A 21,147-nucleotide genomic window follows, 5' to 3' on the forward strand; every position below is an offset into this window, starting at 1 on the left:
AGATCCCGCTTTAGTTGCTGTTGTGAGTAGAGGGTTAACAATGGGGCGCAAGTGTAGCAGATTTCGCCCATGGCTCTAGCAGATTCAGGCGCCTAATGCGCCGCTTTGTTAACTCCGCTATTGCATTGATGCCAGCTGCACTATTGCGTTGATGCTAGCTGCACTACTGCGTTGATGCTAGCTGTGCCTCGAAGGCGGCGACCGAGTCACGCCACAGCTGCCTGAGCCCGAGAATATCCACCGCCTCCGGCGTGCTCTGCTCCAGCTGTTGACAGCGCCTTGTCAGCCTGACCATACCCATGTTGGCGCTGCTGCCCTTAAGGCCGTGGAGCAGCTTACGACACACCTCATTCTTATCTTCGGCGGCCTGTCCGGCTTTCTGTTCGGCTGCCTGCTCAGCTTTCTGTTCAGGCGTGGATTCGACAAGCTGCTCCAACTGAGTCAGCTGCGCCTCGCTGGAGGAGAGATAGAGGCTCAGCATCTGCGCCATGGCCGACTCGCCGAGACAGTCGAGATCCCCCTGAAACTGAGCCTTATCCAATAGGGGGTCATTCAGCACAGGGTCATTCAGCAGAGGAGCATTCTTTTCTAAAGCCTCCGCCGACGTTTCATCAGATTCGACTCGTTCTACGGCTTCGGCCTCTTGTGTTTCTTCGGCCTCTTCGCTTCCTTTGGCGACAGGAGCCGATGTTTTTGTTGCCCGCCCTAGCCAGCGCATCAGGGCCTGCATGTTGAGCGGCTTAGCCAAGATCTCATCGAATCCTACCGCTCGATAAACTTCGAGATCCTGTGGCTGCAACTGGGCGGTGAAGGCGGCAAACAGCACATCACTCGCGGCGCGCTCACGGAGCTGACTCAGGAGATCTATGCCCGAGCCATCGCTGAGCTGAACATCCAACATCACGGCATCGAACCCCGGCGATTGGCGCTCAAAAACGGCTAAGGCCTCGGTGCAGCTCGGCGCCAATACCGCCTCGTGGCCAAGATGCGCCAGGAAGCCCTGGGCCACCATGGCATTGACCTGATTATCCTCCACCACCAGCACTCTCTTTGGTGCGACCAGAGGGATGATATCTGTGGTGTTTAGTATGGGCGCCTCACAAGCCTCCAAGGGCAGACTGAAGCCGAAGGTGCTGCCCTTATTCACCTCGGTCTCGACCCAGAGCCCCTCATTGCCGGCCCCCATCAGGGTGACCAGCTCCTTGCTGATCGCCAGTCCTAGGCCCGTGCCGCGGCTACGGCCCTGATTGGGCTGGGCACTATAGGCGATAAATAATCGCGCCTTGGCATCTTCGGGGATCCCAAGGCCAGTATCGCTCACGGTAAACTTAAGCCGCGCCCCTGCTTGGCTCACCCGCAGGCAGATCTCCCCCGCCGGGGTAAATTTGATGGCATTGCCCAGCAGGTTAAACAACACCTGGCGCAGCTTGGGCCCATCTATGTTGATCCACTCGGGGAGGCGGTCTCGCTCCAGACGCAGCGACAGGCCAGCGTTGCCCGCCCCGGCGAGCATGATGGAGACCACCTCGTCGAGCAGTTCGTTGATGGCCACCGGGCGCGGCTCATTACTCAGCTTGCCCTGCTCCAGGCGGGAGAAGTCTAAGATATCGTTCAGCACAGTCTGCAGCAGGGCGCCGCTGTACTGGGACAGGGCCAGCATCTGCTTCTGGGCCGTGGGCAGGTCAGATTCCCCCAACAGGGTCAGGGTGCCGAGCAAGCCGTTGAGGGGGGTGCGGATCTCATGGCTCATGGTCGCCAGGAAGAGTGACTTGGCCTTGTCGGCCGCCTCGGCCATCTGTCTCGCCTGGGCATGGCCCTGCACCTCGGCATCGAGGCGGCGATTGGCCTGGGCCAGCTCTTGGGTACGCTCCTGCACCGTCGTCTCCAGCGATGCCTTGTGGGCCGATAGCTCATCGGCCGTCTCCTGCAGCTCAGATTGCAGACGCTGATTGTGAGCAGTCTTCTTCTTGAAGGCATCGATGGCCGAGGCCATGGCGGTTAGCTCATCATCCCCATGGGGGTCCAGCGCCACCTGAGTATCCCCTCGGCTCAGCCGTGACAGGGCGTCGGTCGCCTCGTGGAGTCTAAGTGCGATCCCCTTGTAGATCACCCGGTATACCACAATCAGGATCAACACTAGCATCAACAGGCCCGTGCCCCAGAGCCCCGCCTTGGCCCAGAAGAGCTGGCGCAAGAAATCCCCCCTGGCCAGCTCCGCCTGGGTTTGCTGGGCCGTCATGGCTCCGTCAACTTGAGTGTTGAGCTGACTCAGCTTATCGCTCAGTGTCTGAAGCTGCGCCATCTGCAAGGCGAGCACCCCGGCATAGCGGCGCTGCAGCGCGAGTTTATCGCCGACGCCGCGCAGTATCGCCAGCTCATGGGCCAGCTCTGTGGCTCGCACAGGGTCTCGCACCACGCCCTTGAGCAGCTCTAATGGCATAAGATTAGGTTGATTGATGCCTGCAAGAACATAGCTCGCTGCGCTGGCGGGTTCATTGCCGGGCATGCCGACCAGGGCCTCAGTTGGCTGCAATCGATACTCGCCGCCGCCCTGCTCGGTCAGCACCCGCGACATGCTCACCAGCACCTTGCTGAGCCCCAGATGTTGCTCGGGCGATTGCAGCAGCTGGCCCACCAGCGCCAGGTGATGAATGAGGGCCAGGGCGCGATTGAGGCGCGCCTGAATATCGAGATCTTTCTCTATGATGGTATCGAGCAGATGGCCGCTCTGGGCCGTGCCAGCTACCTCGGGATAGGCCAGGCTCAGCTTGGCCAGCACGGCGGAATCGACAACCGCCAGCTCGGCCTCCAGCAACTCAATAGCTCGTCCGGAGGCGTCTACCAGCGCCAGGCCATCGCCCTTGAGCTGCTTGGCGAGGGCCAGACGCTCGCCCACCTGATGGCCTAGCTGAGTCAAGTCGTGGATGATCTCGGCCGCCCTGGGGCCTAGTTGGCTGTCGCCCTGAAGATTAAGCGATTTAAGGCGGGCGATGGCGCCGAGCAGGTTACTGCTCTCGATAGATAACTTGCGCCCGAGAAAGGCGCGCTCCGCCTCTTCCTGGGCTCGCTCTAAGGCCTGGGCATTTTCCTGCAGGGCGCTGACCGACTGCATCAACTGGCGCGCGGCTTCCGAGGCGGGCAGCGCCTCCTCATAGAGGTATTTGTCGGCGGCCTTCACCCAGTAGAGGGATATGCTGCCCAGGCTCACCAGCATCAGCAGGAGCAGCGCCAGCAGGCTAAAGGCCAGCATGAGACGACCGACTAAACTTTTCCCCGAGAGTGATAAAGCGCCCACATGGCTCCCGTTTAACTGTTACAATGAATCAATGACATGCGTCTGGTTACATTATACTGAGTGCCCTGTGGTGAAGCATAATAAATCTCCCTTTTTCCGCGCCTTTTCCCTCTGGGCTTGCCTCCATGGGCTGGCAATCGCCGCCAGTTTTTCGGTATCGGTGACGGCCAATGCAGTTGAGACCTGGTCACTGGAGCAGCGCACCCCCTATAACGCCAAGCTCCAGCAGGTGGAGTCGCTCAGCTATCGCCCCCTGAGTGTGGCGAAACAGCCCTGGCGACTCTGCGCCCTGGTGCCCCACCTCAAAGACGCCTACTGGATTGGCATAGACTATGGCTTGGTGACCCGGGCGCAAACTTTGGGGGTCGCCCTGGAGCTATTTGAGGCCGGCAGTTACTATGGCAAGGCGAAGCAGCTCGAGCAGCTGGAACACTGCATGAAATCCGATTTCGACGCCATCTTGCTGGGCACTGTGGACCCTGAGCTACTGAAGCACTATCAGGGGCAGATAAGCAAACCTATGCTGGCCCTGGTCAACCGCCTCGACAGCCCCCTAGTGAGTACCCGCATAGGCGTCAACTGGTATCAGATGGGCTGGCATGCCGGCGATTATATTCATCGCACTACAGCAAAACAGCCTGGCAAGACTAACACCGAGCAAGCTAAAACCGACAAGCCTGTGCAACTGGCACTGCTGCTCGGCCCCGAGAAACTCGGCGGCAGCACCTGGGTCGAGCAAGGGATCATGGCGGCGCTCAAGGGGAGCAGTGTGACCATCTCTTCCAACCGCCACGCCGATAACAATCGCGATCTCTATCGGGATCAGCTACATCATCTGCTCAAGGATCACAGGCCAGACTATATACTGGGCAGCGCCGTGGCCATCGAGGCTGCTATAGGCGCCCTGGCGCAACAGGACACAGCGCAAGGCATAGCCTTGGTGAGCAGCTATCTCTCACCCGCCACCCTGCGTGGGCTTTACCGCCATAGGGTCGCCTTTAGTAGCGACGATCAGGTGGTGCTGCAAGGGAAATTAGCGATAGACGTGGTGGTGCGGGAACTCGAGGGCGCAGCCCCCTTTGGCGATATCGGCCCCAGGATAAAGGTGCTCACTCCAGATAATATTCAGATGAAGCAGCTGACCGACAGCCTGGCGCCGGCGGATTTTTACCCCATCTACCGGGTCGAGGCGCCTAAGGCGACTCCTCAACCCTAGCCTTCTACCCTAATCTTCTACTTTTGCGGAGAACAGATAGCCCTCGCCGTGGACGGTAACGAAGAGCTCAGCATGTAGCTTATTACGCAGGCGGCGGATGATCACATCTATGGTTCTGTCGTTGACATCCTGATTACGGTGGCTGGTCAGCTGCATCAGGCGTTCACGGCTCAGCACCTGCTGTGGGTGCAGCACGAAGGCGCTAAGCAGCTCAAACTCAGCCTTGGTGAGCTTGATCACCGCCTCACCCTGGGAGAGCTTGCGGCTGTTGAGGGCTAGGCTGTAATCTTCAAATTCGATAAGATCGTCACAGCGCTCCAGCTCGGCAATCGCCTGCTGCTGCGCCTTCTTCACCAGTGAGATGCGCCAGAGCAGGTTCTTCACCCGCACCAGGAGTTCACGCAGCTCAAACGGCTTAGTCACATAATCGTCGGCGCCCATCTCCAGGCCGATGATCTTATCGATCGCCTCGTCACGCCCGGTCACGAGTATGATGCCTACCTCGGAGCGGCTGCGCAGTTCGCGGGTCAGGCTGAGGCCATCGACGCCGGGCAGGTTGATGTCCAACATCACGAGATCGATATGCTGCTGACTGAACTGCTGCCACATCTCTTCACCGTCGGCGGCTTCGAGCACCCGATAACCCTCTTTCTCGAAATAGCCCTTCAGGCGAGCACGGATCACCGCCTCATCATCGACCACAAGCACACAAGGTTGTAATGAAGTTAGGGCCATTACCCCGCTCCCAGACGCGTTAAATAAAGGTTAAGGCTATTATTCACAATTTTTCATAATTGCATATCAGCTTTATCTCAATTATGAGATCTGGCGCGGTTTTTAGCCGCCATAGCGCCCCTGTTATTAAGGCCTATGCTGCCTATCAGATCTCACGTTCGGTGCAAATAGATTTTGGCACAAGTCACTAAAGCTAAATATAAATCAAGATTTTTACACCCGGGTCATGTTAGCTTATGCTTACCTTATTAACATTACGCTCACACTTGAGGCTAGGACAGGTTATGAATGAACGGCGGCAATTTTCGCGCATCTTCTTCGATGTCGATGCGACGCTCACCCAAGAGGATAAGGTGTGGTCGACCAAGCTGCACGATCTTAGCCTGAATGGTGCCCTGGTCGAGCTGCCCCAAGAGTTCGCGCCAAACCCGGCACCAATACTCCTGAGTTTCACCCTGGAAGGCTCAGATGTCGAGGTCACCATGGAGACCCAGGTGATCCACCGTCAAGATGGCCAACTCGGCCTCGAATGCCTGCATATCGATATCGACAGCATCAGCCACTTAAGGCGCATGCTAGAGCTCAACACAGGCGATGCCTCTCTGCTCGACCGTGAACTCAAGATGTTTATCGAGGTACATGATCAGGGCTGATGCGCTCTCCTGACAGCCATGAGCTTAGCTTGAGCGCACTTAGCCAATCGCACTTAACTTGACCGCACCAGGCTTCAATGAAAGCAACACAAAGGGGACCTAAGGTCCCCTTTTCGATCTGGCGCAACTTGCCTTCGCTCTAGCCACTGGGCTGACTGCTAACCCTGGCACTACCTGATGCTAGTACCATAAATTAACTCCTATACTCTCCTGTCAATAGACCGCAAGCTCACCTCCCCCACCACCATCTAACCACTCGCTTAGCCACCCGCTAAAGCACTTCCTTAACTCTCTTTATAACTCTCTTAGCAACTCGCTTAACCTCTCATTTAAAAACGCGCGTTAAGGCTTACCAAAGCACAGCTAAAAGCCTCCCTAAAGGCTCGGCGCGAACCAAACCAACATATTCGAATATCGAATGGGTATTAGTTATTAACTATCAGGTTTTGAGCCTATTCTAGACCCATAGGCAAGACCTAGCCGAGAAACCAACCCATTTTAGGTTCAACCAAACGAGGCACTCATCATGAAAAAATCAATCGTCGCAGCCAGCATCGTCGCGCTTATGACAATCGGTGCAGTACAAACCGCTTCAGCTTGCTCTAGCGTTTCGGCCACCACAGACTATGGCACGCTAGTCGCCCGCTCACTAGACTGGGATGTTCACGTAGAAGCTCGCGCCAAGATCATTCCAGCTGGCGTAGAAATCAGCTCCAAGGCGCCTAGCTACAAGACTCAGGCCACTTGGACCACCAAATACAAGACAATGTCACTGTCTGACAACCCTATCTTCCATGGCACCGCCTACGATGCCATCAACGATCAAGGCCTGTCGGTACATGGTCAGTATCAGGAAGCCAGCAAGCCGTTCCTGACAATGCACAAAGACAATGATAATGGTGCCCCAGCGGTCAACAACGGCCTGCTCGCCACCTACATAACCTCAAACTACAAAACCGTTGCCGAAGCTATCGACGGCCTGGAAAAAGGCGAATGGCAGCCAGCCTTCTCTGATCCCCTGATGGACATGGATCACTTAGTACCTGCGCATTTTAACCTGCGTGATAATGAGGGTAACGTGGCCCTCATCCAGCTCAACGCAGGTGGTAAGCTGAAGGTATGGCGTGGTAGCACCAACGATGAACTGCGCTTCGTCACCAACGAGCCCCTGTTCCAGGATCACCTGGAGTTCTCTAAGACGATTGACCGCAGTGCACTTGGGACTAAACTCCCTGCAGATTACTCGCCACTGTCACGTTATGTGCGCGGCCTGCACCATGCAGAGAGCCAGGACTTCAAGAACATGACCTATCAGCAGACTATGGCGGCGCAGCTACTGGCCTTCCACAGCGCGGTAGCCATCCCACAATCAGTCCAGGCACCTTTCGTCGATGGTCCTAAGATTGCGGAAGAAGGCGGCGTGTTCCCAACCTTCTTCACCGTACAGTACAACCTGAAGAACGGCGACACCGTCTACTCAGACCTGTATGAAGGCCATCAGATCAAGTTCAACTTCGCAGAGGTTAGCGTTGGCAAAGAGCCGGTCTGTGCGAACCTCTCAGTCGATGCTCACGAAGGTCGCGCCGCACCAACCTTTGGCAAGTGTAGTTAACAGACCCTAAGCGCAAAAAAGCCTCCGATATCGGAGGCTTTTTTTTATCTAAACGGATCCGTTTTTTAATCTGGGCCGTTAGCTTAATCCCTTACCCGGAAGGCATCATGGTAACTCACCTCGCCCTGAGGCCATTCGCCGCGCAGTTTACACGCGAGAAAATAAGCCTCGGGCACACCGGGCAGAATAAGCCCTGCCTTGGGGGCAAAGCCAAAACGCTGATAAAACTCAGGCTCGCCCAGTAACACGCAGCCATGGGCACTTGCGTTATCGAGCGCCTCCAGCGCGGCGCCCATCAAGGCGCTGCCGCTCCCCTCTCCCTGACGTTCGGGCAATACCGAGATGGGGCCGAGTCCATACCAGTCTTGGCTCCCATCGGAGATGCTCACCCTTGACAGAGCGACATGCCCCACTATCTTTCCCTGCACCTCGGCCACTAACGATATCGCCAGCGCGCCTGCATCTCTCAGGGCGTTAACGATAAGATGCTCGGTATGATCTGTGTGGGGCGCCTCGAGAAAGGCGGCCTTGGTGATCTCTTCTATAGCGGCGATATCGCCGGGTGCTTCGCTACGTATATGCATGGGTTTCCTCTCGCTGTCCGTTCACCTTAACAGATCAGCTCTAGTAGCTCGTGTATCGTCTTGATGGGGTTGATCTTGGCGCCCAGACCTTCCATCGATTTATGATAGTTGCGAAACGGAATGAAGATCTCGGTAAAGCCATGCTGCACCGCCTCCTTCACCCTGGGCACGCCGCTGTCGATGGGGCGCACATCGCCGTTGAGACTCAGCTCGCCCATGATACAGGTGGTGCGCGGCACCACAAACTCGTTGAGGCTGCTCAGCAGCGCAGCCACCAGCGCCAGATCGATACAGGTCTCAGACTCGTCAATCTTGAGTCCGCCCACCAGATTGAAATAGGTGTCGTGATAGATCTTGGTGCGGGTATGTTTACGTAAAATCCCGGTCAACATCTTGATACGGTTCATGTTCAGGCCAACACAGACTCGCTGGGGAAACTCCCCTTCGGCCTCTGTGGTCAGGCACTGGATCTCCAGCAACAGGTTACGATTACCCTTGCGAATACAGGTGATGGCCGCCCCGGGAGACTCAGTAGTCGACCCCGATAGGAAGATCTCGCTGGGGTTATCGACACTTATCATGCCCCGCTCGGTCATCCTGAAGATGCCTACGGTATCCACGTCGCCGAAACGGTTCTTGTTGGCCCTCAGCGTGCGCACCTGGCCGTCGTTACACTCGAGATGCGTCAGGCAATCGACGATGTGGATCAGGGTCTGCGGGCCTGCCGTCTCGTTGTTCTTGTTCACGTGGGCCACCAAGAACATGGTGACATTGTTCTGCTTACAGTATTGGGTCAGCGCCTGGGCACTGCCCTTGACCTGGGATGGCGAGCCCGGGCTGCCGTTGGCCAGGTCCGTCACCACGGCCTGAATCGAGTCGATCACCGCAAACTTGACCTGCTTGGCCTCCAGCTCGGCGATGATCGCCTCCACATTGGTCTCGGCCATCAGGTAGAGGTTTTCCTCGTTGCAGTCGAGCCTGAGGCGATTGACCCGATTCTTAAACTGCGACAACGACTCCTCGGCGGTACAGTAGAGCGAGGGCATCAGCTGAGACATGCGCGACACCAGATCCGACAAAATGGTCGTCTTACCGGCGCCGGGATCCCCCGAGATGATGTTGACCGAGCCCGTGGTGAGCCCGCCGCACAGCACCCGGTCTAGCTCACCAATGCCGGTAAGCAGCTTCTTGGCCTCGAACTCCTCCACCTCGCTAAGCTTCTTGGAACCGCCACCGACGGCGCCCGCATAACCGGCCACCGAGCCCGCGCTTGACTTAGCCGGTGCCAGCCTCACCTCTGAGATGGTGTTCCACTCACCGCAGGCATTACACTGCCCCTGCCAGCGGGGAAAGTCCTGACCACATTCACTGCACACATATGCTGTTTTATTCTTCGCCATAGCTTAACTGTTTGTCATCTCATCAATGTCCGGACTCTCCAGTATCTGCTCGCGCAAACCCAAAAGGCCCTTTTCCATGCAGGCATTCTACATGAGTATCTTGAGCGGCTGTAGTGCGCATACGCCAATCCGCGTCATCACTCTGCAGTAAAATGATTCCCACAAGGGGGCTAAAATGCCTTACACTGGCGTTAGGGCTTTCAACCACAGTGTCCGCCGCAGCGTTAGCAAATTGTGCTGAATAAACAAAAGGCTATCAAGTTTTGACCTAAGCTGCCGACACAAGAAGATAAGCCGCGCCATCCACTTTGAGTCGAAAAGATATTATCCATGAGTCTAGAGCAACATAAGGCATTGATCGAACAGTTAAAACCCCTGCTGATGGAAACCAACTTCCAGGAGCTGTTTGAACATCTGACCTCAGGCGAGTCTAATTCGACCCGTTTTCTGCTCAAGATGGAGCTCAACCGCCTCTCCTCTCCCTGTACCCGGGTTATCGATCTCAGGGACAGATCCGAACTGCCCTGCGCCCCCTTTAGCAGCGGTGCCCAGACACACTTTATCGATGCGCCGGCGAAAGAGAACTTTATTCAGGCCCTAGCCCTGTATCAGGGGCAGTACACCCTTGGGGTATATGAGCAGGTGATCGAGGGGCATAAGCTGCGCCGGCAACGCGCGCGCGAAGGCGATCAAGGGGCCGACACTGCCCTCACCCCCTATGTGGCCAGCGGCGCCATCTTAGGCAGCTACTTCAATCGCGCCGAAGAGCGGATGAACTATGCGATCCGCATCGGCGTGCTGCAGCCGGGACGCAGCGAGGTGAAAGGAATTACGGTCGACCTCTCGGTCGGCGGCGCCCGCATTCGCCTGCCTGTGGATCACGGCCTCAATCCTGAACAGCCGCTTATCGTCAAGCTGCTGGAGCTGAGCGCCGAATACTATTTCGATGACCTGCAGAAAGGGGTGGAGTATCAGGTGGTTGATGTCGAGAGTAATCACGAGTTCAGCTGGATGCGTCTCAAGCGTGTCGGCGGCAGCGACGCCCTGTCGGACATGCTGGCCAACCTGATCCAGGGCTACAAGTTTCGCTACAAGGTGGATATCAACGACATACTGGTCGCCGCCACAGGGCTGGGCTTCGAGCGTCACTATCTGCCCCATCTGCCCCACCTGCCGCTATATGTGGAGCTTAAGGATGGCCAGCATCGCATCACCCACAAGCTGCTGAGCCGCGACAACCAGAAGCTGCAGCAGTATTTTGTCGACGAGAAGTCGGTCAGCCAGCTTGGCGGCATGTTGACCCATGAGCGGTTACAGGCGCTGTTTAATGCGTCTCAAGACCCAGATCACAACCTGTTTTTCTGCTTTACCTTTCAGGCACAGGGGGCGATCTTCTTCTATTCCGCCAGCCTGGCCGAACTAAAACAGAGCGAGCTGCTCGGCCTCTTCCTGCGCTTTGGTGCTACTAAGGCCAGTTGGCGCATCTTCAAGCTGGCCTGTCATGAGATAGACCATGAGATCTCCTATAAATCCAGTATCTTACCCGGTGACTCCAGCTATTACGCCTCGCTGACCGAGGCCCAGCTCAAGTGCTTCACCCATGTGCTGCAGCTGATCGATCTCACCAACGAGGAGGTGCTGCCGCAATATGAGGCCTGGGATGCCAAAGGCCATCAGGCCAACGAACTGAAACGCTTCGGCCAGGAGAAGCTGCCGGAAGATCAGATCAAGCTGTTGTCGCTGCAATTTACCGAAAGGCGCAACGAGGCGCGCTTCTCCTTCAAGACCCTGGTCACCGTCAGCCAGGGCAAGCAGACTCACCACGGTTTCACCTTAGATATCTCGGGCAAGGGGCTGCAGGTTACCCTGGATGAGCCGGCCAACTTCGATACCACGGCCCCTGTGATGGTCGCCTTTCCTAAGCTGCAACATCTGGCGGGTAAGACGCGTCTGGCGCAGCTGCCCTATCGGCTGATCCGCACCCGCAAGAACGGCGTCACCATACACCTGGCCGCCATGGTCGGCCACACGCCCCATGTCGGCGTCGCCTTCCTCAGCCGCCTCATCGAGGCCAATCGTGACAAGCTGAGAAAGCTGACCGAGGCCAACAGCGACATGAAGGAGCTCTCGGACGGGCTGAAGAACCTGCTGATGCGTGAGCTGGCTTCCGTCCCCTACTTCATCGAGAAGACGGCAAAATCGGCCAAACTCAGCATATTAGGGGTGAGCAAACATTCCAACGCCATCGCCGACCTCTTCGCCGCGGCCACCCAGGAGGCATTGAAATATGACCTCAGTGCTCTGCTGGACAAGGGGCGTCTCAAAGAGGATTTCATCACCCCTATCCGTCAGATGAAGCCGCAACACGGACTCGAGTTTTTCGAGACCTATGTACAGATCTCCCGCCAGTCTCAGGGACGGATCAAGATAAAATGCGTACCGCCAAGGGAGATTGGCGACCAACAGGCTCAGCTACACTTCATCAGACAGAGCCAGAACCTGGGCCGCTTCATGGCGCTTCGCGTCTACCGAGGCGCCGCCGGTAAGCCGGATATCAATTATATCAAGCGCGAGCTAGAATATATTGGCCTACATGCCCAGCACAAGGCCAAGAAACTGGAGCAGCTGATGTGGCACATCATAGGGGTTGGTGAGCTGCTGGACATCACGGACGAGGTGATGCTGCGCTATCCAGAGCTGCTTGAGCCGCAAAAAGAGTAACAGCCGAGGCTAGAGCGCTTGGTACCAGCTCAGCACCTGGGGAAAGTGATCCTCTGTGGCATCCTTGTTGGTCAGCATCTCGGCGTGGCCATAGTCGTGGCGGTTACCATTAGCCTTGCTGAGCAAGGTATAGGTCACCGGCTTGATATGGCACTCCTTAATCATCCGCTGCACGTCGGCCGGATTACCCAGCACCTGATCCCCCTTGCCAGCAATAAACCAGCTCTTAGGCCAGCCCTGCTTTGCCCCTAAGGCAGTTGCCGCCTTGGCGTAATCGAAGCCATCGTCATGATCTATCCACTCACCTCTGACCCAGTCGATGCTCTGGGACAGGGAAGCCTTGGTCTCGTTATCCATCCCCATGCGCCAACGGTCGGCGGCCAGATAGCCATGCCCGGCGGCAATCGCCGGCGCCAATTTGTTCCACACCAGATCCACCATGAGCCACTTCTTAAGGGAGCGTACCTTGATGGCGCGCTTACTGCCGAAGGTCAGCAGGGAGGCGACACTGGTCTGAAAGAAATCGAAGCGCGCGATGGCGCTAGCCATCAGCACGCCCCCCCAAGAGTGGGCGCACCAATGCACCTGATGAGCCTCGGGATGCTGAGACAAAATATAGTGCTGTACCAGAGGGAGTTGTTCGCGGATCACCTCCCCCTGACCATGGCTGGCGCCTGTGCTTAACTTGGGAGTACTCAGGCCGCGCCCCAGGGTATCGAGCACATAAACCACGAAGCCCGCCTCTGCCAGGTAGCAGCCAAGCCCCCTGCCCTTATCGCTGTAGAAGACGCGGCCGTTAGACATTGCGCCATGAAGCATCAATATGGGTGGCCTGCTCATGTCGGCATCGGGCCGTTTGAGCAGACGTAAATGGAGCTGTCCCTGGCGATAGGGGATAAAACGTGATTCTTGGATCAGAGTCGACACTGAAAACATCCCAGTAAAATTTGATTTAAAGTACTGACTTTAAAGGAGTAACACAAGAGCAAAGCGAGAGAAAAATTCTGCTCAAACAGGCCTAAATCCGTCTTAAACATCTGTTTAAAAATAATGACTTAAAGATCAAAGATAAATGGATGATTTTAAACATGAGTTTAATATTTACTCGGGCAGAAACTTAGCCATTATATTCGAGATAAAATAAGGCCCGCACAAGGCGAGCCTTTTGATGCTGTGTTAGACCTACCCAAGTATCCCACCTAAGCAAGGTTCACCAACATGTAAGGCAGCACCCTTAGATCCAACTTGGCAATCGCCGCATCGGCTGCCGCCTTTAGCTTAGGCTTGGCATGATAGGCGATGCCAAAATCCGCCGCCTGCACCATGGGGATATCGTTGGCACCATCGCCAATAGCCAGACGCTGACCCAAAGGGATCTGCCAGCTCTCGGCGCTGCGCAGCACGGTATCGGCCTTAAACTGGGCATCGACCACAGTGCCTATCACCTCACCCTTGAGTTTACCCTCGACAATCACCAGCTCGTTGGCATAGGCCGCATCTAGGTTTAACTCCTGCTTGAGATGCCCAACAAACGGCGTGAAGCCGCCCGAGGCCAACACCAGGCGCCAGCCATAATCCTGCAGTTCGGCTACCATGGCCTCCAGCCCCGGCATTAGCGGCAGCTGGGCACACAGGGTATCTATGATACCAGCATCGGCGCCCGCCAGCTTGGCCACCCGCTCACGCAGGCTCTGCTCGAAATCCAGCTCGCCCTGCATGGCGCGCTCGGTAACCTCGGCCACCGCCTCGCCAACCCCGGCCATGGCCGCCAGCTCGTCGATACACTCGATCTGAATCGCCGTCGAGTCCATGTCCATCACGAGTAGACCGGGCCTATCCAGCCTTGGCTGCTCAGCGCCGATATGCAGCAGCTCGATATCGTCTCGCTCGCCGAGCGTATCGGAGAGCTTCTGCCCCGCCTGCTTGTCGAGGCAGAGCTCGATACAGGTAAGATCGTTTTGGCGGATGATAAGGGCGATGCTCACAGACGCTGCACAGGACAAGAGCTGCTCGGCGATAATCACCTGACACTGAGAGCCCTGATAGACAAGGCGCAGGCGAAAATCAGCGTTGGGGGCGCTTGCTTCCTCATGGCGTGTAAGCTGACAGCCATCCAGGGTGATACTCGCGCTAACCTCATCATAGAGCCATGAAAACAGAGGATTTTGTTGCTGATTTGCCATTAGTCGTGCGTCTCCGGGTATCGGGTTAGAGGATAATCCATTATGATTAATAAAACCCTTATCATCTTCAGGTACAAAGTGTTTTTTCTTAAAGGACTCAAAAAGACCCAGAGGCTGACGCGACTGCTGCAGATAGCTGTGGCGGTCGCCCTCATGGTGGGCCTGTTCCAATTATGGGAAACTAGCCTACTACAAGGTCAGCAGCTTCTAAAGTCCCAAACCCAAAAGATGGCACGATTATTAGTGCAGCAGACCGCCTATGGCGCCGCCCCAGCGTTGCAACTGCAAAACGATGAGCAGCTACAATGGCTCACCAGCGCCCTGGTGCTGGACCCTAAGGTGATGTCGGCCACCATCTTCAGCGAGAAGGGACAACGCCTGGCATTTGCCCAGAGCGTCACCGACGAGCAGCTGGAACCTGAATCGGCAGAGTTAAAGGCCCTGCTGGCGCCTTATCCGCCCTATGTAGAGGCGGTGCTGCAGGATGATAAGAACCTGGGTTATATAGAGGTGCGTCTGGTGCCGCAGCGCTTCTTCAATGAGATCAAGGAAGCGCATCAGCTCAACATGGAACAGCAGCAGATGATGTTGATCATCGCAGGCCTCATCGGCATGTTGCTCTCCCGCGCCCTGTCCTTTAAACGGGCCGACTTCGAGCGTCGCAAGACCAAGAGCAAGATCGGTAAGAAAATCGCCGCCACCCTGGGAGCGGATGACGCGCAGGAGAGCGACGGCTCGGCCCCAGATGCAGCCGGTGATAAGAAGCGAGGCAATTAAGCCGTCCCGGGTGAAGGACAAAGACAAGACTCGCGCTCAACATAAGCCAGGTTTAGGCAGAGGAAACTCTTAGCCAGATGAAAGGCTAAGTCAGACAAAAACCTTGATCAGAGGAAAGCCCTGGTCAGAGAAAAACTTGGCCAGAGAACACATCGAACAGACATAAAAAAACGGGCCAATTGGCCCGTTTTTTTATTAAACACTCGCGTGATAATTACAGAGTAATTGCCGCTTCCAGTGTCATTTCGATCATCTCGTTGAAGGTGGTTTGACGCTCGTCAGAAGAGGTCTTTTCACCAGTACGGATATGGTCAGATACTGTCACCACACATAGCGCCTTAGCACCAAACTCTTTAGCAACGCCGTATAGACCAGCGGCTTCCATCTCAACGCCTAGCACGTCCATCTTTTCCATCACGTCGAACATTTCTGGATCTGGCGTGTAGAACAGGTCGGCAGAGAATACGTTACCAACGCGGTACTTAGTACCCTTCTCTTCGGCTGCCTTAACCACTGCGCTCAACAGGCTGTAGTCACAGATAGCGGCGAAGTCTTGGCCCTTGAAACGTAGACGGTTAACTTGAGAATCGGTACAAGCACCCATACCGATGATCACGTCGCGTACTTTAACGTCTGTGCTGATCGCACCACAAGTACCCACGCGGATCAGGTTTTTCACGCCGTAGTCTTTGATCAGCTCAGTCGCATAGATAGAGCAAGAAGGGATACCCATGCCTGAACCCATAACAGAGATACGAACGCCTTTGTAAGTACCTGTGAAACCTAGCATGTTACGTACGTCGGTGACTTGCTCAACGTTCTCAAGGAAAGTTTCTGCAATGTATTTAGCACGTAGCGGGTCGCCTGGGAATAACACTGTATCAGCGAATGCACCGTCGACTGCATTAATGTGTGGTGTAGCCATCTATATAACCCCTATTTTTAGACTTAAGTCTTTTTCTAGTAGCGGTGGCCCAATTTAAGCCACCAAATCATAATATTGTAGCAGGATGACCTTAAGTCATCCTTATTGCCTAGGCGACGAATGACTCGCCGTATTCCATAGGCTCTAGACCGAAGTAGCTCGCAATGCTCTGGCCGATATCGGCGAAGCTGTTACGACGACCCAGTGAACCAGGTGCTAGACCCGCGCCATAGGCGAGTACTGGCACGCGCTCACGGGTGTGGTCTGTACCCTGCCAGGTTGGGTCGCAACCATGGTCTGCAGTCAGCAGCAGCAGATCCTCTTCACCCAGCAGTGCCAACATCTCTGGCAGACGGCTGTCGAAGTACTCCAGCGCGCGGGCATAACCGGCGATGTCACGGCGGTGGCCGTAATGAGAGTCGAAATCGACGAAGTTAGTGAACACGATAGTACGGTCACCCGCTTGCTTCACCTGCTCCAGGGTCGCATCGAACAGAGCTTCCAAACCTGTGGCCTTTACCTTCTTGGTGATACCGCAGTGCGCATAGATATCGGCAATCTTACCTACACTAACCACTTCACCACCGGCCTCTTTCAGCTTATCGAGAACCGTCTTTGATGGTGGCTCTACCGCGTAGTCTTTACGGTTACCGGTACGGGCGAAATCGCTTGGGCCTGTGCCAACGAATGGACGGGCGATAACGCGGCCGATGTTGTATGGCTCAAGCTCTTCACGGGCGATTTGACACAAGGTGTAGAGGTTATCCAAACCAAATGTCTCTTCGTGACAGGCGATTTGGAACACAGAGTCTGCCGAGGTATAGAAGATAGGTAGACCAGAGGTCATATGTTCTTCCCCCAGCTCTTCGAGGATCGCCGTGCCTGAGGCGTGGCAGTTACCCAGGAAGCCTGATAGACCGGCGCGCTCAAGGATCTTATCGGTCAACTCTTTAGGGAAAGAGTTTTTCAGGTCGCTAAAGTAGCCCCACTCATACAGAACGGGAACACCCGCCATCTCCCAGTGACCGCTCGGAGTGTCTTTACCCGAGCTCAGCTCATCGGCATGACCGTAGGCACCGATCACTTCGACATCGTCACCGAAGCCTTCAGCAAAGCTGCCTGTGCTCTCTTTAGCGGCCAGTGCCAGGCCAAGCTTGGCCAGGTTAGGTAGCTTAAGCGGGCCTTCACGACCATCGTTGGCCTTGCCTTCGGCACATGCCTTAGCAATATGACCGAAGGTGTTTGAACCTGAGTCGCCAAAGGCTTCAGCATCTTTTGCTGCACCGACCCCGAAAGAGTCGAGCATCATAATGACAGTTCTTTTCATCTTTTACTCTCCTAGAGATCTGACTGACGAATGTAACGATAGATCTCTGGTGTTTTCTCTGGCGCTTCATCGCCAATGTGAATCGCTTTCTTCACGGCTGCCGCCGCTTCTTCGAAGGCGCTTTCAGATTGCGCATGTACCATGGCAATCGGCTTATCTGAGGTGATCTCATCGCCCAGTGCACAGACTTGGGTCAAGCCCACGCTGTAATCTAGGGCATCACCTGGCTTACGACGTCCACCGCCTAGGGTTACTACCGCAAGGCCTAGCTCACGGGTATCCATAGAGGCCGCGAAACCGCTACGGTCGGCGTATACAGGACGAATGATCTGCGACTGTGGCAGATACTTAGCATAGTTTTCGATAAAGTCGGCTGGGCCGCCCAGACCGGCAATCATGCGGCCGAAGATATCAGCAGCCTTACCGTTATCCAGCACGCGGTTGAGTTTCTCGCGGGCTTCGGCTTCGCTGGCAGCCAGGCCACCTAGCTGCAACATCTCGGCGCACAGACCCATAGTCACTTCATACAAGCGTGGATTACGGTATGCACCCGTGAGGAAATCCACCGCTTCTTTCACTTCTACCGCGTTACCGGCACATGATGCCAATACTTGGTTCATGTCGGTCAGCAGAGCCGTCGTCTTGGTACCGGCACCATTGGCTACCGCGGTAATGCTACGAGCCAGCTCTTCAGAGGCTTCATAAGTTGGCATGAAAGCGCCACTGCCCACCTTAACGTCCATGGCTAATGCATCGAGACCGGCGGCAAGTTTCTTAGAAAGAATAGAAGCTGTGATGAGAGAGATGGATTCAACGGTTGCGGTATTATCGCGAATAGAATAGAAACGCTTATCGGCGGGGACCAGGTCTCCAGTTTGACCTATGATGGCGACACCGGCTTCTTTAACGACTTTTCTGAACAGGTCGCTGTCTGGCTCAGTCTGGTAACCTGGAATCGCATCGAACTTATCCAGGGTTCCGCCGGTATGACCCAGGCCTCGGCCGGAGATCATGGGCACATATCCGCCACAGGCGGCAGCCATGGGGCCAAGCATCAGGCTGATCACATCGCCCACACCGCCAGTGCTGTGCTTGTCGATGATAGGACCGTCGAGGCCGAGGTTTTTCCAGTTAAGGACGGTGCCAGAGTCACGCATGGCTGTGGTCAGCGCAATACGTTCATCCATGTTCATGTCTTTGAAATAGACCGCCATACCCAGTGCAGCGATTTGGCCTTCAGAAACTGTGTTGTTGGTGATCCCCTGAACGAAAAATTGGATCTCTTGGGTAGACAACACTTCGCCATTACGTTTTTTACGAATAATCTCTTGTGCTAGAAACATGGTACTGCCTCCAAATTTGTCACAAAAAATCGTATTTGAGTGACAAATTCTCTTGTTTAACGCCAAAACCGTAATTTAATTACGAACAATATATACAAGTTTTGGCGTTATCAAATAGATTTAGATCACACTTAACTAATAAAGCTAACCGCGTCGCTTAGTAACCTTGAGGACCCTTAGGCGCTTCGGCCAATTCCAGGGTGTGTAGCAGGTTGTTTAGCAGGCTAGACGCACCGAAACGGAAGGTACGTGGAGTCGCCCAGCCTTTGCCTAGCAGACGCTCTGCGACACCTAAGAACTCTTCTGCGGCTGCGGCATCACGCACACCACCGGCTGGTTTGAAACCAACTTTAGGGTTCTTCTCGGCGATTACTGTCATCATGATCTCGGCGGCTTCTAAGGTAGCGTTTACTTCCACTTTACCGGTAGAGGTCTTGATAAAATCGGCGCCGGCGTCGATAGACAGCTCAGAAGCCTTGCGGATAAGCGCTGGATCTTGCAGTACGCCAGACTCGATGATCACCTTCAGCAGAACGTCGTCACCACAGGCTTCTTTACAAGCTTTAACCAGCTCATAGCCTACGGTTTCGTTGCCTTCCATCAGGGCACGGTATGGGAATACTACGTCAACTTCATCTGCACCATAGGCAACGGCGGCACGCGTCTCTAGCACGGCGATCGCGATATCATCGTTACCATGAGGGAAGTTGGTGACTGTAGCGATTTTGATCTCTTCACAACCCATTTCATTCAGGGTCTTACGAGCGATAGGAATAAAACGAGGATAGATACAGATTGCAGCTGTGTTGCCTGCAGGCGTCTTAGCCTTATGACATAACTCAATCACCTTCTGATCGGTATCGTCATCGTTCAGGGTGGTAAGATCCATCAGCTCAATGGCTTTCTGTGCTGCTTTTTTTAAATCACTCATATTAGCTCTCCGAAACGTAAATTATAAATTCAGAAACAAGAAATCGACGTATGGCAGCACCTAGAGTTGGCATCTTCTGATTATATTTATGGCCGGGCCTTCAGGCGTTGCCGTAAATTTGTTTTATCGGTACGACATAACAAGTTTACTAATTCAGGTATTCAATGCCCTGGTGAAACCAGTGGCGATCCTGACACAAGGGTCACGACTTGAATCCTTGAAGACCGGGAAGGGGGAACTAAGTAATTATACTTTGTAGAGTAGTGTTCCAGCCTTTCCGCGAAAAATCCTTTTTAGCGCGTAAAACTACTAACCTTTATGTAAACAAGCTCTATTAATATAGTCCATGCTTAGATAAAGATTACTCACTTAGGTTAAACAATCATGACAAACCTAAGAGAGATGAGGAGCCGCCTTCAGGCGGCTCCCAAACCTACAAAATTCTGAATTTAGAACTTGTAAGTTGCGGTGAAGTAGTGACCCCAACCAGTGGTTTCCAGGCCAACGATACCAGCGCCATCTTTCAGCAGGTAAACGTCTTTGTAGCCTTTCAGACCATAGCCAAGTGCATACTTGTCAGAGTGCCAGTACAGACCGAAGAAGGCTGCACCACCGTTGTCAGACATAGGAACGAACTCGTTACCCATATCTTCGTCACCACCGAACTGCCAATCAACATAACCTTGGAAAGATAGGAAGCTCTTGTTTTCGAAGAAGTAGAAAGGCTTGAACCAGTTAGCAGAGAACTGGTAACCGTTCCACTCTTTCTTGTTCAGGTCGTAGTGAGCGTATAGGTTCATGCCGGTTTTGCCTAACCAAGGCACGTTTACGTCAGCACCGATACCCCAGAAAGTAGCGTTTACGTCTTCACCGATAGCTCCGCCACCCCAGTTGAACAGAGTTGAGAAGTACAGCTCTTGAACAGGACCGAAAGACAGGTCTTTACCAGTGATCGCATCTAGAGAGAAGCGTGGGTTAAACTTCATGAACATTTTGCTAGCGCCAGAACCTTGTGCCTTGTCGCCAGCTTTTTCGTTGCCTAGGTTGAACACGTCAACATAACCGTATAGATCAACGATACCTTTACGGCCGCCGAATTCCATCTCTAGGTAGTTGTGTCCGCTTTCACCTGAGCTTGGTAGCTCGTCTACAGAGTACATAGCGTTGAACTGCATCCACTTGTAGTCGGTAGCGTATAGATCTGAACGATCTGCTGCAAAAGCACTGCTAGACATTGCTGCTACTGCGGTAGCGGCTAAAGCTAAAGTTTTAACGTTTTTCATCATCAACCCCATTATTTTATGGTTTTACTGCTCTTTACGAGTCAGCGTTTCTTTCTTTGTTGGCGCCGCATTTTACTCAAATTGTATTAAATCACAATATAATTAATGTAAAAATGCGAACACAATATTCTAACACTAAAACAAACTTCTGATTTATCACTG

General features: G+C 54.5%; 16 protein-coding genes. 5 read left to right on the plus strand and 11 right to left on the minus strand.

Annotated elements, in window-relative coordinates; genetic code table 11:
- Nucleotides 1–163: 163 nt before the first annotated feature.
- Nucleotides 164–3,295 (minus strand): TMAO reductase system sensor histidine kinase/response regulator TorS, encoded by a 3,132-nt coding sequence (gene torS / locus K0I31_RS14590; protein ID WP_220078856.1) that lies wholly within the window; start codon nt 3,293–3,295, stop codon nt 164–166.
- 67 nt (nt 3,296–3,362) lie between these two features.
- Here torS and torT point away from each other — a divergent pair, with 67 nt between their 5' ends.
- Complete coding sequence (gene torT, locus K0I31_RS14595; RefSeq protein WP_220078857.1) at nt 3,363–4,511, plus strand: TMAO reductase system periplasmic protein TorT; 1,149 nt, start codon at nt 3,363–3,365, stop codon at nt 4,509–4,511.
- 9 nt (nt 4,512–4,520) lie between these two features.
- Here torT and torR read toward each other — a convergent pair whose 3' ends face one another.
- Nucleotides 4,521–5,246 (minus strand): two-component system response regulator TorR, encoded by a 726-nt coding sequence (gene torR, locus K0I31_RS14600; protein ID WP_220060182.1) that lies wholly within the window; start codon nt 5,244–5,246, stop codon nt 4,521–4,523.
- 284 nt (nt 5,247–5,530) lie between these two features.
- On the opposite strand from torR, the gene K0I31_RS14605 reads away from it, so the two are divergent.
- A complete protein-coding gene (locus K0I31_RS14605) occupies nt 5,531–5,899 on the plus strand; it encodes a PilZ domain-containing protein (RefSeq protein WP_220072019.1) in 369 nt (122 codons plus the stop codon).
- Nucleotides 5,900–6,425: 526 nt separating this feature from the next.
- The gene (locus tag K0I31_RS14610; protein ID WP_220078858.1) at nt 6,426–7,511 is read left to right on the plus strand and encodes a linear amide C-N hydrolase; all 1,086 of its coding nucleotides are present in this window, start codon (nt 6,426–6,428) and stop codon (nt 7,509–7,511) included.
- Nucleotides 7,512–7,594: 83 nt separating this feature from the next.
- Here K0I31_RS14610 and K0I31_RS14615 read toward each other — a convergent pair whose 3' ends face one another.
- A complete protein-coding gene (locus tag K0I31_RS14615; protein ID WP_220078859.1) occupies nt 7,595–8,095 on the minus strand; it encodes a GNAT family N-acetyltransferase in 501 nt (166 codons plus the stop codon).
- Between the two features lie 26 nt (nt 8,096–8,121).
- Nucleotides 8,122–9,495, minus strand: coding sequence for a DNA repair protein RadA (radA, locus tag K0I31_RS14620; protein ID WP_220078860.1), 1,374 nt, complete (start codon nt 9,493–9,495; stop codon nt 8,122–8,124).
- Nucleotides 9,496–9,825: 330 nt separating this feature from the next.
- On the opposite strand from radA, the gene K0I31_RS14625 reads away from it, so the two are divergent.
- Nucleotides 9,826–12,216 (plus strand): PilZ domain-containing protein, encoded by a 2,391-nt coding sequence (locus K0I31_RS14625; protein WP_220078861.1) that lies wholly within the window; start codon nt 9,826–9,828, stop codon nt 12,214–12,216.
- A gap of 9 nt (nt 12,217–12,225) precedes the next feature.
- Here K0I31_RS14625 and K0I31_RS14630 read toward each other — a convergent pair whose 3' ends face one another.
- On the minus strand, nt 12,226–13,152 hold the full coding sequence (locus tag K0I31_RS14630; protein WP_220078862.1) for an alpha/beta fold hydrolase: 927 nt from the start codon (nt 13,150–13,152) through the stop codon (nt 12,226–12,228).
- 263 nt (nt 13,153–13,415) lie between these two features.
- On the minus strand, nt 13,416–14,399 hold the full coding sequence (gene serB, locus K0I31_RS14635; protein ID WP_220078863.1) for a phosphoserine phosphatase SerB: 984 nt from the start codon (nt 14,397–14,399) through the stop codon (nt 13,416–13,418).
- 42 nt (nt 14,400–14,441) lie between these two features.
- Between serB and K0I31_RS14640 the strand changes: the two genes are divergently transcribed.
- A complete protein-coding gene (locus K0I31_RS14640) occupies nt 14,442–15,176 on the plus strand; it encodes a YtjB family periplasmic protein (protein ID WP_258406511.1) in 735 nt (244 codons plus the stop codon).
- A gap of 214 nt (nt 15,177–15,390) precedes the next feature.
- On the opposite strand, the gene deoD is transcribed toward K0I31_RS14640, so the two are convergent.
- The 5 genes from deoD to K0I31_RS14665 all read right to left on the minus strand — a co-directional run bounded on the left by deoD (nt 15,391) and on the right by K0I31_RS14665 (nt 20,985).
- A complete protein-coding gene (gene deoD / locus K0I31_RS14645; protein ID WP_011866609.1) occupies nt 15,391–16,101 on the minus strand; it encodes a purine-nucleoside phosphorylase in 711 nt (236 codons plus the stop codon).
- A gap of 109 nt (nt 16,102–16,210) precedes the next feature.
- Nucleotides 16,211–17,428, minus strand: a complete 1,218-nt coding sequence (locus tag K0I31_RS14650) for a phosphopentomutase (RefSeq protein WP_220078864.1) — start codon at nt 17,426–17,428, stop codon at nt 16,211–16,213.
- An 11-nt stretch (nt 17,429–17,439) separates the two neighbouring features.
- Complete coding sequence (deoA, locus tag K0I31_RS14655) at nt 17,440–18,771, minus strand: thymidine phosphorylase (RefSeq protein ID WP_220043071.1); 1,332 nt, start codon at nt 18,769–18,771, stop codon at nt 17,440–17,442.
- 157 nt (nt 18,772–18,928) lie between these two features.
- Nucleotides 18,929–19,702 (minus strand): deoxyribose-phosphate aldolase, encoded by a 774-nt coding sequence (gene deoC / locus K0I31_RS14660; protein WP_011866612.1) that lies wholly within the window; start codon nt 19,700–19,702, stop codon nt 18,929–18,931.
- Between the two features lie 449 nt (nt 19,703–20,151).
- Complete coding sequence (locus K0I31_RS14665) at nt 20,152–20,985, minus strand: nucleoside-specific channel-forming Tsx family protein (RefSeq protein ID WP_011866613.1); 834 nt, start codon at nt 20,983–20,985, stop codon at nt 20,152–20,154.
- Between the last annotated feature and the right edge of the window lie 162 nt (nt 20,986–21,147).

The sequence above is a fragment of the Shewanella spartinae genome (assembly GCF_019457555.1).
In the GTDB taxonomy this organism is placed as follows: Bacteria; Pseudomonadota; Gammaproteobacteria; order Enterobacterales; family Shewanellaceae; genus Shewanella; species Shewanella loihica.